The sequence below is a fragment of the Aureibacillus halotolerans genome (assembly GCF_004363045.1).
GTDB classification, from domain to species: Bacteria; Bacillota; Bacilli; order Bacillales; family DSM-28697; genus Aureibacillus; species Aureibacillus halotolerans.
This window is the reverse complement of the sequence record NZ_SNYJ01000015.1, coordinates 87,371-101,012: the sequence shown is the minus strand read 5'-3', so window position 1 is coordinate 101,012 and position 13,642 is coordinate 87,371. Positions and strand designations below refer to the sequence as shown.

11 protein-coding genes and 1 other RNA gene are annotated in these 13,642 nt (G+C 44.5%); 2 read left to right on the top strand and 10 right to left on the bottom strand.

What is annotated here, in order from left to right; translation table 11 throughout:
* The first annotated feature begins 580 nt into the window (after window positions 1–580).
* Both EV213_RS15650 and EV213_RS15645 read left to right on the top strand, forming a co-directional pair.
* Window positions 581–1,033, top strand: coding sequence for a LytTR family DNA-binding domain-containing protein (locus EV213_RS15650; RefSeq protein ID WP_133581500.1), 453 nt, complete (start codon window positions 581–583; stop codon window positions 1,031–1,033).
* Between the two features lie 13 nt (window positions 1,034–1,046).
* Window positions 1,047–1,574, top strand: coding sequence for a hypothetical protein (locus tag EV213_RS15645; RefSeq protein ID WP_133581499.1), 528 nt, complete (start codon window positions 1,047–1,049; stop codon window positions 1,572–1,574).
* Between the two features lie 511 nt (window positions 1,575–2,085).
* Here EV213_RS15645 and ssrA read toward each other — a convergent pair.
* From ssrA to gap, 10 genes are all read right to left on the bottom strand, one after another.
* Window positions 2,086–2,445: a transfer-messenger RNA gene (gene ssrA / locus EV213_RS15640) on the bottom strand.
* Window positions 2,446–2,527: 82 nt separating this feature from the next.
* Window positions 2,528–2,995: an SsrA-binding protein SmpB gene (gene smpB / locus EV213_RS15635; protein ID WP_133581498.1), complete on the bottom strand. Its 468-nt coding sequence runs from the start codon at window positions 2,993–2,995 to the stop codon at window positions 2,528–2,530.
* A 66-nt stretch (window positions 2,996–3,061) separates the two neighbouring features.
* A complete protein-coding gene (gene rnr, locus EV213_RS15630) occupies window positions 3,062–5,413 on the bottom strand; it encodes a ribonuclease R (RefSeq protein WP_133581497.1) in 2,352 nt (783 codons plus the stop codon).
* Between the two features lie 37 nt (window positions 5,414–5,450).
* The gene (locus EV213_RS15625; RefSeq protein ID WP_133581496.1) at window positions 5,451–6,197 is read right to left on the bottom strand and encodes an alpha/beta hydrolase; all 747 of its coding nucleotides are present in this window, start codon (window positions 6,195–6,197) and stop codon (window positions 5,451–5,453) included.
* A gap of 98 nt (window positions 6,198–6,295) precedes the next feature.
* On the bottom strand, window positions 6,296–6,529 hold the full coding sequence (gene secG / locus EV213_RS15620) for a preprotein translocase subunit SecG (RefSeq protein WP_133581495.1): 234 nt from the start codon (window positions 6,527–6,529) through the stop codon (window positions 6,296–6,298).
* A gap of 1,084 nt (window positions 6,530–7,613) precedes the next feature.
* Complete coding sequence (gene eno / locus EV213_RS15615; protein WP_133581494.1) at window positions 7,614–8,900, bottom strand: phosphopyruvate hydratase; 1,287 nt, start codon at window positions 8,898–8,900, stop codon at window positions 7,614–7,616.
* Between the two features lie 94 nt (window positions 8,901–8,994).
* Window positions 8,995–10,539: a 2,3-bisphosphoglycerate-independent phosphoglycerate mutase gene (gene gpmI, locus EV213_RS15610; protein WP_133581493.1), complete on the bottom strand. Its 1,545-nt coding sequence runs from the start codon at window positions 10,537–10,539 to the stop codon at window positions 8,995–8,997.
* Entirely contained in the window at window positions 10,532–11,293 is a 762-nt protein-coding gene (gene tpiA / locus EV213_RS15605; RefSeq protein WP_133581492.1) for a triose-phosphate isomerase, read from the bottom strand. Before tpiA ends, gpmI begins: the two co-directional genes overlap by 8 nt.
* 17 nt (window positions 11,294–11,310) lie before the next feature.
* Window positions 11,311–12,492, bottom strand: a complete 1,182-nt coding sequence (locus EV213_RS15600; RefSeq protein ID WP_133581491.1) for a phosphoglycerate kinase — start codon at window positions 12,490–12,492, stop codon at window positions 11,311–11,313.
* A 120-nt stretch (window positions 12,493–12,612) separates the two neighbouring features.
* Window positions 12,613–13,620 (bottom strand): type I glyceraldehyde-3-phosphate dehydrogenase, encoded by a 1,008-nt coding sequence (gene gap / locus EV213_RS15595; RefSeq protein WP_133581490.1) that lies wholly within the window; start codon window positions 13,618–13,620, stop codon window positions 12,613–12,615.
* Between the last annotated feature and the right edge of the window lie 22 nt (window positions 13,621–13,642).

Here is a 13,642-nt window from a genome sequence, read left to right as displayed (position 1 = left end):
GCTGATAGAATCAGTTTACAGGAGAGAATGATTTTTGGTGAAAAAGTGTTCAATGGAAACGAGCAAAAACTGTTCACTTTATTTTAGCAGTTACAATGGGGCACTATACATATTCTCAAAACACCTGAAGTGCTTACAAAACTAATTGCTTTATATACCATACGTTAACTTCTCGCCTCCTACATGAGAACGTTCCAACTCAGTTTGCATTCAATGGCGAAAAGAAAAATGCTACTGTTACTACACCATGGTGTGTAATCTATGTGACTATATCTGTAAAGTATTCTCCTTATATTGAGATACGAAGATCCGATTGTTATACTACTTTTGGTAAACGGTGTGTTAGGCAATGTAGAAATGCATAACATTGCAATTGGACCTACATAGTAATGCAACTTGACACGGAGCCTCTATGGGCGTGAACTAAACGCCAAGAAGCCAAGCGCCATAAGGCTTTGGCATTGCCAAAAAGGCTAGCACGCCCAACTCTCCGTGTAAAGTTGCAACGAAATATTGGCTTGCAAAGTTATGCACTATTGTTTTGCACTACACAAACGGCTCTACGAAAGGAGGTTGCCATTTGAAAATCAAACTTAACATTAGTGATGAGCGCTATGATGAAATCAAATTTGCACTCGAAGAACGAGGAATTCAAATAGATGATTCTGCCGACTTGGTTATAAGTGAAACCAACAGCTTCAAAGATCATCTGACTGTGAGAGAAAAAGAAACCAATGCAAGAATCCTTTTATCGATAGAGGATATTATTTGTATCGAATCGTTCGGTCATGTAGTTGAAGTACAAACACATGAAGCACGATATCAAGCGACCGACCGATTGTATCGTATTGTCGGTTTGCTTGACCCATCAAAATTTTTGCGTATAAGTAACTCTGTCGTAATTGCGAAAAATAAGGTTAAACGAATTACACCTACTCTTTCTTCTAAGTTTATCCTTACGATGAGTAATGGTAAAAAAGTTGATGTGACAAGGAGCTATTACTACATATTCAAAGACTATTTCGGAATATAGAGGAGGAATTTCCATGAGTTTTCCTAATTATTTTCTTGTACTGATTGCAATTGTATTTATTTTTGTCGCTACCATTATTGTCTATTTTCAAGTCTTTAAACGGCATATCAATAAAGCTCTAAGCGATACCGAGAGCAAGCGTACTTCAATGGCTCCTCCAAATAAAGTCGTTATTGTGATGACGATCATTGTTTTACTCATTGGCCTGTTTATTAGTTATAATGCGGGTTATGTGAATGCCTATAAAGAGTACGATGAGGACGCGTGGGTGATGTCAGCTTCTGATATTCAGACATTCTATGCAGAAGTAATCGAAGTGGGCGAGAACTCTTTATTGGTTGAAGGTATTCCCCTCAATGATGAGACGTATCAAGGCGAGTTTCAATATGACGTATGGGAGGAAGTACGTATATACCGACAAGATGCTGCTATTCGGCTTTCTGATTTGTCAGAAGGTGACTTGGTTTCAATCACATTACTCACCGACAAAACAGGCTTTACAGATATTTTTAAAATTGAGCAGTTAGAGGATAAAGAGTAAAAAATTATTAGGAGGATAGTGAGCATTGACACTTTTATTTACTGAATAAATCAGGCGTTGTGTTGAAAAAGTCAATTGATCAATCTGACCTAGCTTCCACTCAAGCAGAGCTAGCATTGAAGTTGATTTTGCACTGCGAAAGTTGTCTAAATCAAAAACAAACCCGAAGTCCACAGCTGAATCTACATAAGTGATAAAATTCCGCATGAAACGATGCGCTTACTTTTCTTGTTTGCCTAAGCAAGCAACTCAACTCTCTTCCCCACTTTCTCTGTTGTATGAGTCCGAGACAAAATAAAAACACTTTACGCAGAAACAAACGTCAGTGTAGTCAAAATACGTAGACTCCTGCGGGAACAGCGCGAGCTGAAGATTACCTCGGAAAGCTTGCTTTCCGAGGTAGCTGAAGCCGTGCCCGCGGAACGCGAAGTATTTTGACGAAGTGCCGTGGTTTCATTGCCATGAATGGCACATTTGTAAAAATAAAAAAAACCACCAATTTGGAAATAATTGGTGGAGACGGTGGGAGTCGAACCCACGTCCAGAGATAACGATACTTCAGCGTCTACAAGCGTAGTCGACATATTGGTATTTCGCTACGAGTGCGGCCTATCGACAGGCTTTCCAGTAGCTAGTCTGATTATTCTCTTCCCTCGCCCTCAGACGGCGAACTTAGGCGTAGCCCACTTAGAGTGAGTCCCTGATCCTACCACATGGGCGATGGAGGGAGGGACCGCTTAAAACTGCTTACGCAGCTAGAGCGAAGTTGTTTTCTTGTTTGCCAGTTATAGGCGATGGCCCGTTTATCGAGTGTGCCGTCTCGGCTCGCAACCAAAGCTCGACCTATCCCTGTCGAATCCGTAACGTCCCCGAGTTGTATGGAACGCACAGCTAATGTGCAAAAACTAGTATAGCATAGTCCTTTGTTGAAGGAAAGATTTCTGCTTGACTGCTTAGGAAAATTGCTTTTCCTTAAATGCCCGTTCGATGTCTCGCTTAGCTTCCTTGCGCTTTAACGTTTCTCGCTTATCGAAGTTCTTCTTCCCTCTTGCCAAGCCAATGAGAACTTTAGCAAAACCATTCTTAATGTAAAGCTTCAACGGAACGATGGCATAGCCCTGTTGCTGTGATTCACCGATTAAGCGCGAAATTTCCTTACGCTTAAGCAATAGCTTCCTTGTACGCAACGGTTCATGGTTATGAATATTGCCTTGTTCATACGGGCTAATGTGCATGTTGTGTAAAAAGACCTCTCCATGCTGCACTCGCGCAAAGGCATCCTTCAAATTCACTCGCGCTGCACGGATCGCTTTAATTTCCGTGCCTTGCAGGACAAGACCCGCTTCGAACGTTTCTTCAATAAAGAAGTCATGATGTGCTTTTTTGTTCTGTGCAATTTGCTTTCCGTCGCCACGAGGCATAGTTCATTTCCCCTTCATCACGTCGGTGAGAAGGACGGACACCGATCGTGCCACGTCCTCCAAACGTTATTTTTTTCTGCGACGTTTTTTCTTTTTATTTGTAGGTGCCTGATCATAAAATGGACGCTTCCCTTTACTTGTAGAAGAAGACGAATCACCGTCTTTTTTGCCTTTGGCTTGACCCTGACCTTGCCGACCACGCTTTTTCGGTTTTTTATCTGTTGAGCGACCAACCGATATTTCCTTTTTGCCATGGTTTTTACGTGGCGCTTTTCTCACGGCCATATCCTTTAAGGCAAAATCAATCGCACGCTCATCAATATTGACGGAAATGACCGTAACAGTAACCTCATCGCCAATTGAAAACTCAGTCCCAGTACGCTCGCCAACCATTGCCATTCGACCTTCAATGAAATGGTAGTAGTCGTCTGTGAGGTAACTCACATGCACAAGTCCTTCAATCGTATTCGGCAACTTGACGAAAAGACCAAAGTTCGTCACAGACGAAATGACGCCATCATAGGACTCCCCGATTTTGTCCTCCATGTACTGCGCCTTTTTCAGATCATCGGTTTCACGCTCTGCGTCCACTGCACGTCGTTCCATTTCAGACGTATGCTTCGCAATTTCAGGCATCTTGGCATTCCATTTGCCTTTCGTGCCTTCATCCACTTTACCGTTAATCAAATACTCTCGAATGAGGCGATGAACAATTAAGTCAGGATACCGGCGAATTGGTGATGTGAAATGCGTGTAAAACTCTGTAGACAACCCAAAATGACCTAAGCTCTCATGTGAGTAACGGGCCTGCTGCATGGAACGAAGCATCATTGTGGAGATGATTGGTTCTTCTGGCATGTCCTTCAACGATTCAAGCAATGACTGCAATGCTCTTGGATGAATGTCATTCGCTGAACCTTTTACACTGTAGCCAAATGCCGTAATCATCTCAAAAAAGCGTGTCAGCTTATCTGGATCTGGGTCTTCGTGAATACGATAAATAAACGGCACGTCCATCCAGTGAAAATGCTCAGCGATCGTTTCATTTGCCGCCAACATAAACTCTTCAATGAGCTTTTCAGCGATTGATCGTTCACGGATGACGACCTCCGTTGGTTTACCTTCACCATCAACAAGCACTTTCGCTTCTTTGAAATCAAAGTCGACAGCTCCCCTGTCCATACGTTTCTTTCGCAAGATCAAAGCGAGCTGCTCCATATCTTTAAACATTGGCACAAGCGGAGCATACTTTTTCATTAAGGCTTCATCGCTATGTACGAGGATATCACGTACATCTGTATAGGTCATTCTTTCGTTTGTACGAATGACACTTTGAAAAATACGATGCTTTACTACAGTTCCTTGCTGGTCCATCTCCATTTCACAGGAAAGGGTCAGACGGTCTACCTGTGGATTTAAGGAGCAAATGCCGTTTGATAACCGATGTGGAATCATCGGTATGACACGATCGACAAGATAGACGCTTGTCGCACGCTCTAGCGCCGCTTTATCAATTGGACTGTTTTCCTGCACATAGTGACTGACGTCGGCAATATGAACGCGAAGCTGGTAGTTCCCATTATCCAACTTTTTCACGCTTACTGCATCATCCAAGTCTTTGGCATCTGCCCCATCAATGGTGACGATATCGTCGTCACGTAAATCTTCACGGCCTTGGAGGTCTTCAGGTGCGATCTTTTCTGGCGTTTCTTTCGCCTGAGCAAGAGCATCTTCAGGGAATTCGATCGGAATGCCATTTTTATGAATGATCGACAATATATCAATGCCAGGGTCGTTTTTATGTCCTAGAATTTCGATGACATGACCCTCAGCACTCATACGTCGTTCAGGATAGCTCGTCAGTTCGACAACGACCTTGTGCCCCTCAACGGCCCCATTGGTCGCATCCTTTGGAATAAAAATATCAGCGGAAATTTTTTTGTCATCCGGCTCGACAAAACCAAAGCCTTTGCTTGCGACATACGTACCGACGACACGCTTAATCCCTCGTTCTAGAATACGGACAACTGTGCCTTCACGTTTCTGTTTGGCATCCTTTGATGTTACGCGAACTAGTACCGTATCACCGTGCATAGCGCCTTTCAAATCGCTCGGCGGAATAAACACATCGTCCTCGCCTTCTGCTTCAGGCAATAAAAAAGCAAAGCCACGCGAATGGGCACTAACCTTCCCTTTCACGAGATTCATTTTTTCAGGAAGTCCATAGCGATTGCTTCTGGTGCGCACGATACGGCCTTGATTTTCAAGTTCCACGAGTGCTTTAACAAACGCTTTAAAATCTGGTGCCTCTACAATTTGAAAAGCCTCTTCAAGTTCGTTCACCGTGAGTGGTTTATAGGCCTCTTCTTTCATAAAACTTAACAGCGGTTGCTGGTAGGACTGATCTTCGTTGGACATTCTGCATTTCTCCTTTGCCGGGTCTCAAACGTTATTGTTAGCTTTCCCAATTGAGCCCCTCTAAAAACTCATAAATGTCCTCATGTAGCTTATCCTTCTCTTTGCCAAAGGTAATCGCGTGTCCAGAGTTTTCGTACCAGTGGATGTCCTTTTGCTCTGATGAAATGCCTTCATAAATCATGTTTGCACTGTCAGGATTAATCATCTTATCTTGACGCGCTTGGATAATCAACGTCGGTGCATAGACAAGATCTAGCTCATCTCGAATGCCATTTATAAGTGTTTTCGACTGCTCTAATACGGTGAATGGCTGTTGCTGCAATGCATTCAATTCTTGCTGGATCGTCTCTTCATCTTTGCGTTCAAGCTGTTTAATTTCTTTTGCCCTTGCAATAACACCTGCTTTTAAACGATCCTGATGATCGGCGACGACAGGGGCACACATAGATATCACGCCAGCGACTGGACGTACTGAAGCAAGCTTTAGGCTTAACACACCGCCTAACGACAGCCCGCAAACCGCAATTTTTTCAAAGCCAAGCGATTGAAGGTGGTCATATGCCTCTAGTGCACAGGTCCACCAATCCTCGGCGCCAGTCAATAGCAACTCCTCAATTGGCACACCATGACCAGGGTAAATCGGCGCATGAGAGGCATAGCCTTGCTTCTCTAAAAAGCGTCCTAGCATTCTCACGTCGCCTGAATGGCCAGTAAATCCGTGCAACAGGAGAACGGCACGGTCTCCATTTGAGAACGTGAACGGCTTTGGTTTGACAACGTTCATGTCGTTTATTTCTCCTTTCATGTGGGCGTTCCTTTATTGTATTGTTCCCAGTTTAAATGAAAAAAGCGAGCAGCTGTCTGCCACTCGCTAGTCAGTTCTTACACATTAAAATAAGCCACGGCAATTGTGAGCAAGAAAAAGAGTACAGAAAACACGATCGTGAGACGATGCAAAATCAAGTCCATTCCACGTGCTTTTTGTTTACCAAACAATTGCTCCGCTCCGCCGGAGATCGCTCCTGAAAGACCAGCACTTTTTCCTGGCTGAAGCAAAACAAGCGCAATAATGCCAATGCTTACAAGAATAAGCAGCGTAATCGCAATAGCATGCATTTTATATCCTCCTAAACCGAGTCAAATCTATCTCTAATGTACCATAAGATGACTTGAAGGACAACAACTGCTTGCAAGTCAAACGATCAAGGTCTTTCACGGCTTAATCAGCAAGAGAATAAGCAGCGTAAATCGACATAACCCCCCATAAAAACAACACAGCTAGCAAGACGATTAGTATAACTTTAATAGGTCGACTCACGTTTCTCGCCTCCAATAAAATGATTGTCATTAATTTCTTTTAAACTCAACTTTCGCTTTTATTTGGCAGGAACACTTAAATTACTTGGTAAACCTACAATTCAATGTTGTAGTTGCTTATTATACAAGCTGCCATACGCTCGCTTTCACCCTAAAGGGCACAAGCGCAACATCGACTCCAAGTACTTTCGTCGTGTTTTCTTTGCCGCGGGCGAACTGCGAGCCTCCTCGATCGCTTGCGCTCTCTGTGGGGTCTCGCTTAGCTCGCTTTTCCACCCTAAAGGGCATAAGGGCAACATCGATTCGCGAGTACGTCTCATCGTGTTTTCTTTACCGCAGGAGTCTCGCTAGTGGCTACTTTTAGCGTTGGAGTTGATTTCGCACTGCGAAAGTTAGTTAAACGTAAGTCCATCGCTGCATCAATACTTCTCTAGGTGATCCAATTTGCCTGAAACGATGCATAAACTTGACTTGATTGGTAAGCAACACGCCTTACCACGCTTTTATCCTCGCGTTATACGATACCAATAAAAAATTAAACCATTTACACAGAAACAAACATCAGCGTAGTCAAAATACGTAGACTCCTGCGGGAACAGCGCGAGCTGAAGATCCCGCAGGAAAGCTTGCTTTCCGAGGAAGCTGAAGCCGTGCCCGCGGAAAGCGAAGTATTTTGACGAAGCGGTCGTATTTTCTTTGCACCCTAAAGGGCACAAGTGCATCATCGATTCGGAAAAGAACTCGCGTGATTTCTTCACCATGCCTCTTAAGGAAAACATTCAAGGCGTCCACTTTCTTGACTCAACTATGTCACAGCGTCTTTAAAAATGAAATCAAAAAACTCTCCTTCGCGGTCCTAGCGAAGGAGAGTTGAATGCATTGCTTATTTGTTGATATTGTAGAATGCTGCGCGACCACCGTAACGGCCGGTAAATGCAAGGCGATCTTCAATGCGAAGAAGCTGATTGTACTTCGCTACACGGTCTGTACGAGACGGTGCGCCTGTTTTAATTTGCCCAGCATTTGTTGCGACGGCAATATCAGCAATCGTGCTGTCTTCTGTTTCGCCTGAGCGATGAGAAATGACAGCCGTATACCCTGCACGCTTCGCCATTTCAATGGCGTCGAATGTTTCTGTGAGTGTTCCAATTTGGTTCACTTTGATGAGGATTGAGTTGGCGATGCCTTTCTCAATACCTTCAGAGAGCTTTTTCGTGTTCGTTACGAACAAGTCATCCCCAACGAGCTGGACTTTGTTCCCAACGCGCTCAGTCAAGAGCTTAAAGCCGTCCCAGTCGTTTTCATCAAGGCCGTCTTCGATCGAGATGATTGGGTATTTTTCAACAAGCTGTACAAGGAAGTCAACCATCTCTTCAGAGGTTTTTGTCACCCCTTCACCAGATAGATGGTATTTGCCATCCTTGTACATTTCAGAAGCTGCCACGTCCATTGCAAGCTGGATGTCTTCTCCCGGCTTGTAGCCTGCTTTTTCGATCGCTTCAATGATCGTTTGCAGTGCTTCTTCGTTCGAGCTAAGATTTGGCGCGAAGCCACCTTCGTCACCCACTGCTGTGTTGTAGCCTTTTTCCTTCAAGACGCCTTTAAGTGCGTGGAAGATTTCAGTTCCCATGCGAAGGGCGTGCTTGAAGCTTTCAGCACCAACTGGCATAACCATGAATTCCTGCACATCGACGTTGTTGTCGGCATGCTCACCACCGTTGATGATATTCATCATTGGTACTGGAAGTGTTTTCGCATTGAATCCACCTAAGTATTGGTACAAAGGAATGTCAAGGAAGTCAGCTGCTGCATGAGCCGCCGCCATAGACACACCAAGAATAGCGTTGGCACCGAGGTTGCCTTTGTTATCAGAACCATCAAGATCGATCAATGCTTCATCAATGGCTACTTGATCAAGCACGTCAAAGCCTACGAGCTCTGGTGCAATTTTTTCGTTTACGTTACTAACGGCTTTAAGAACACCTTTGCCAAGATAACGATCTTTGTCGCCATCACGTAATTCGACAGCTTCATATTCTCCAGTGGACGCACCACTTGGCACTAACGCACGACCAAATGCGCCAGATTCTGTATGAATTTCAACCTCTACTGTTGGATTGCCACGAGAGTCTAGTACTTCACGTGCAAATACATCAATAATTAAGGACATGAGAGTCCCTCCCTTTATCATCATTGTGTGTTGTTTGTAAAACTGAGTCTTAAAGCCAAGAGCGTCCTCTCGCGTTACAGCCTCAGCTATACGTTTACTTTTCGTCTTTGATCAGTGATTCTCCTGTCATTTCTACAGGTTTTTCTAAGTTCATGATGTCGAGCATTGTCGGAGATAGGTCGCCAAGCTTTCCACCTTCGTTTAAAGCAAGACCTTTCTTCGTGACAATCAATGGCACAGGATTTGTCGTATGTGCTGTCATCGGCTTGCCTTCAGGCGTTACAACTTCATCTGAATTGCCATGATCCGCGGTGATCAAGGCAACGCCATCTTTAGAAAGTATTTTATCAACGATTTCCCCAAGACATTCGTCAACAGCCTCGATGGCTTTGATGGTCGGCTCTAATTTTCCTGAATGACCGACCATGTCAGGGTTAGCGAAATTTAGAATGATCGCATCAAATGTATCCTTGTCCAACGCTTTAAGAAGCGCATCCTTGACTTCATACGCACTCATTTCTGGTTTGAGATCGTATGTTGCCACTTTAGGAGAATCAATCAAAATGCGTTCTTCTCCTTCAAAAGGCTGTTCGCGACCGCCACTAAAGAAAAAGGTCACATGAGGGTACTTTTCCGTTTCGGCAATTCGAAGCTGTTTCTTGCCTTGCTGGGAAAGCACTTCCCCCATCGTGTTGTCGAGATTTACAGGTTTGAAGGCTACATAACCGTCAACCGTTTCGCTGAATTGCGTTAAGCAAACAAAGAAAAGGTTTTTGGGCGCCTTGTCCCCACGATCAAATTCACGAAAATCATCATTTGTAAATGCTCGCGATGTTTGAATCGCACGGTCCGGACGGAAGTTGTAAAAAATCACTGCATCGTCATCATGAATCGTTGCGACTGGAGATCCATCTTCTTTCGTCATCACAGATGGAAGCACGAATTCATCATAAATGTCGTTGCTGTAGTTGTCTTCGATACATTCTTCTGGTGTTTTGTAGGAAGGTCCTTCGCCATAAGCCATCGCTCGATACGATTTTTCAACACGATCCCAGCGCTTGTCACGATCCATTGAATAGTAACGGCCCGACAAGGTGGCAATTTCACCTACATGTAATTCTTTGATTTTCTGCTGTAGCTCGTCAATATAGGTTTTCGCCGATTGCGGTGCTACATCGCGACCATCCAAAAAGCCATGAATGTAAACCTTTTTCAAGCCTTTATCACTCGCAAGCTTTAAAATCGCAAACAAGTGATTGATATGGCTATGAATGCCGCCATCTGACAATAGTCCGAAAATGTGAAGCGCACGCGATTCTTTTTCATGGGCGTGATTAATCGCCCCTTGAATCGTGTCATTTTCAAAGAAATCGCCGTCTTTAATGGCCTTATTCACTCTCGTCAGGCTCTGATACACCACTCTGCCTGCACCGATATTTAAATGCCCTACCTCTGAATTGCCCATCTGGCCATCAGGCAGTCCTACTTCTTCCCCACATGCCGTTAACGTCGTATGTGGGAACTGATCCCAGTAGCGATCAAAATTCGGTTTTTTCGCATGCGCTACAGCGTTGCCCTGCGTCACATCACGAAAAGCAAATCCATCAAGGATAATCAGCGCAACTGGTTGCTTAGCCATTATGAGCCGCCTCTAGTAGCTGGACAAAGGAGTCTGGTTCGAGACTTGCACCGCCAACAAGGGCCCCATCGATATCTGATGCTGCCATGTACTCTGCAATGTTCCCAGGTTTTACACTACCACCGTATTGAATACGTAAGCTTTCTGCTGTTTCTTGACCGAATTGATCAAGAATAACGCGACGAATCGCGGAGCAAACTTCATTCGCATCCTCTGCAGTAGAGGATTTGCCTGTGCCAATTGCCCAGATCGGTTCATAGGCAATGACGACTTGTTCGGCTTTTTCTGGGCTTAGCCCTTCCAATGCCTTCATCACTTGCCCCTCAACAACATCGCTTGTTTCATTTGCCTCACGCTGTTCGAGTGTTTCGCCTACACAGACGATAGGAACAAGATGATGTGCAAAGGCCGCATGGACTTTTTTGTTCACTGCTTCATCCGTCTCAGCAAACAGTTCACGTCGTTCCGAGTGACCGAGGATAACATAAGTAACGCCAAGATCCTCTAAAGCTGCTGGGCTCACTTCACCAGTAAATGCGCCTTGGTCTTCAAAGTGCATTGTTTGTGCTCCGACCTTTAGAGAAGAGCTTTTCGTTTGTTCTACAAGGTTTTGAAGAAACAGACTTGGGGAGCAAACGATCGCATCCACTTTTTCTTCGCCTGGAAGCTTACTGCTTACAGCTGTGACAAAGTCAGCTGCTTCCTGTAGTGTTTTATGCATTTTCCAGTTTCCTGCAATAATCGGTTTACGCATAAGACCTCACCTCTTTCTTATTTGTCTGTTAGTACAGTAACGCCAGGAAGTTCTTTGCCTTCCATAAATTCAAGCGATGCCCCACCGCCGGTTGAAATATGATCCATGTCTTGTGCGAGACCAAATTTCTCAACAGCTGCCGCAGAGTCGCCGCCACCAATAATCGTGTAACCGGTCGTCGCTGCCATTGCGTCACCAACGGCGCGAGTGCCATTCGCGAAGGTTTCCATTTCAAATACACCCATCGGTCCGTTCCAAATCACAAGCTCTGATTTCGAAATCACATCACTATACAAAGCCCGTGTTTTCGGTCCAATATCCATTGCTTCCCAATCGGCAGGGATTTGGTCAATCGACACTTCTTTTGTATTGGCGTCATTCGAGAAGTCATCCCCTACGACAACATCTGTAGGAAGATAGAGTTTAATGCCTTTTTCCTTCGCTGTTTCCATAAACGATTTTGCGAGATCAATCTTGTCTTCTTCTAAAAGGGATTTCCCAATTTCGTAACCTTGCGCTTTAATAAATGTGTACGCAAGACCGCCACCGATAATTAAGTTGTCCACTTTTTTCAGCAGATGCTCAATGACGCCAATTTTATCGCGCACTTTCGCACCACCAATGATGGCAGTAAACGGACGGTCTGGCTTTTCTAATGCACCGCCAAGAACCTCAAGCTCTTTCTCCATGAGGAAACCAGCACATGCGTTTAGATGCTCAGCCACGCCGACGGTTGAAGCGTGCGCACGGTGAGCTGTACCAAACGCATCATTGACGTAAACGTCAGCCAATGCAGCAAACTGTTTCGAAAGGGTCGCGTCATTTTTCTCTTCGCCCGCTTCAAAGCGAACATTCTCGAGCAACACGACCTCTCCGTCATCAAGCTTTTGTACAGCTGCTTCTACTTCTGAACCTACAACTTGATCTGTTTTGGTCACTGGTTGTCCAAGCAGTTCACTCAATCGCTCAGCAACAGGAGTTAAGCGTAGGTCTTCAACGACTTCTCCCTTTGGTCTGCCAAGATGGCTCGCAAGGATTAAACGACCTCCTTGATCCAAAATGTATTGGATGGTCGGTAAAGCAGCACGAATTCTGGTGTCGTCACTGATTTTGCCGTCTTCAAGTGGGACATTGAAGTCAACACGACAAAATACCTTTTTTCCTTGAAGCTGAATATCCTTCACTGATTGCTTTTCCATTCTAGAGGGCCTCCTTCATCATTCAAGATTTCACTGCGTTCATGGATAAAAGGGAAAGGTCAAAAGGGTCACGGACGTTTGCATGCCCGTGTCCTTATTGCCCTTCCCCTTTTTTATAGCTTACAAGCCTTTTGATGCAACGTATGCAGCCAAATCAACGACACGGCTAGAATAACCAGTTTCATTGTCGTACCAAGAGATAACTTTAACCATTTGATCTTCCATAACCATTGTAGACAAGGCATCCACTGTAGAAGATGCTGTGCTGCCATTATAGTCGGTAGAAACAAGCGGCTCTTCACTGTAAGCAAGCACACCTTTCAATGAGCCTTCAGCTGCTTCTTTGAATGCTGCGTTCACTTCTTCAACAGTAACGCCTTTATCAAGCTCAGCAACAAGGTCAACCAATGATACGTTAGGTGTAGGTACACGCATTGCCATACCGTTCAATTTGCCTTTCAATTCTGGAAGAACTAGAGATACAGCTTTAGCAGCACCCGTAGTTGTAGGGATGATGTTTTCCGCTGCCGCACGTGCACGACGGTAGTCTTTATGAGGAAGGTCAAGAATTTGCTGATCATTTGTGTATGAGTGCACAGTTGTCATCATGCCACGCTTGATGCCGAATTTGTCATTCAATACTTTTGCAAATGGTGCAAGACAGTTCGTTGTACAAGACGCGTTTGACAAGACGTGATGGTTTGCTGGATCGTAAGCTTCTTCGTTTACACCCATAACCACAGTGATGTCTTCTTCGTTTGCTGGTGCAGAGATAATCACTTTTTTAGCTCCAGCTTCAAGGTGCTTCGCAGCGTCCGCACGTTTTGTGAAGATCCCTGTAGATTCAACAACAACTTCAACGCCTAAATCTCCCCAACCAAGTTTCGCAGGGTCTCTTTCTGCAAGAACGGTGATTTCTTTGCCGTCAACGACAAGATTGCTTCCGTTTACAGTAACTGTACGATCTAGTTTGCCGTGAATAGTATCATATTGAAGAAGGTGAGCGAGCATGTTTGCGTCAGTTAAGTCGTTTACCGCAACAACGTCCACATCAGGATTATTTAACGCTGAGCGAAATACGTTACGTCCAATACGTCCAAAACCGTTAATTCCAACTTTTACTGCCATGATAATTCCTCCTTAGTGTTTG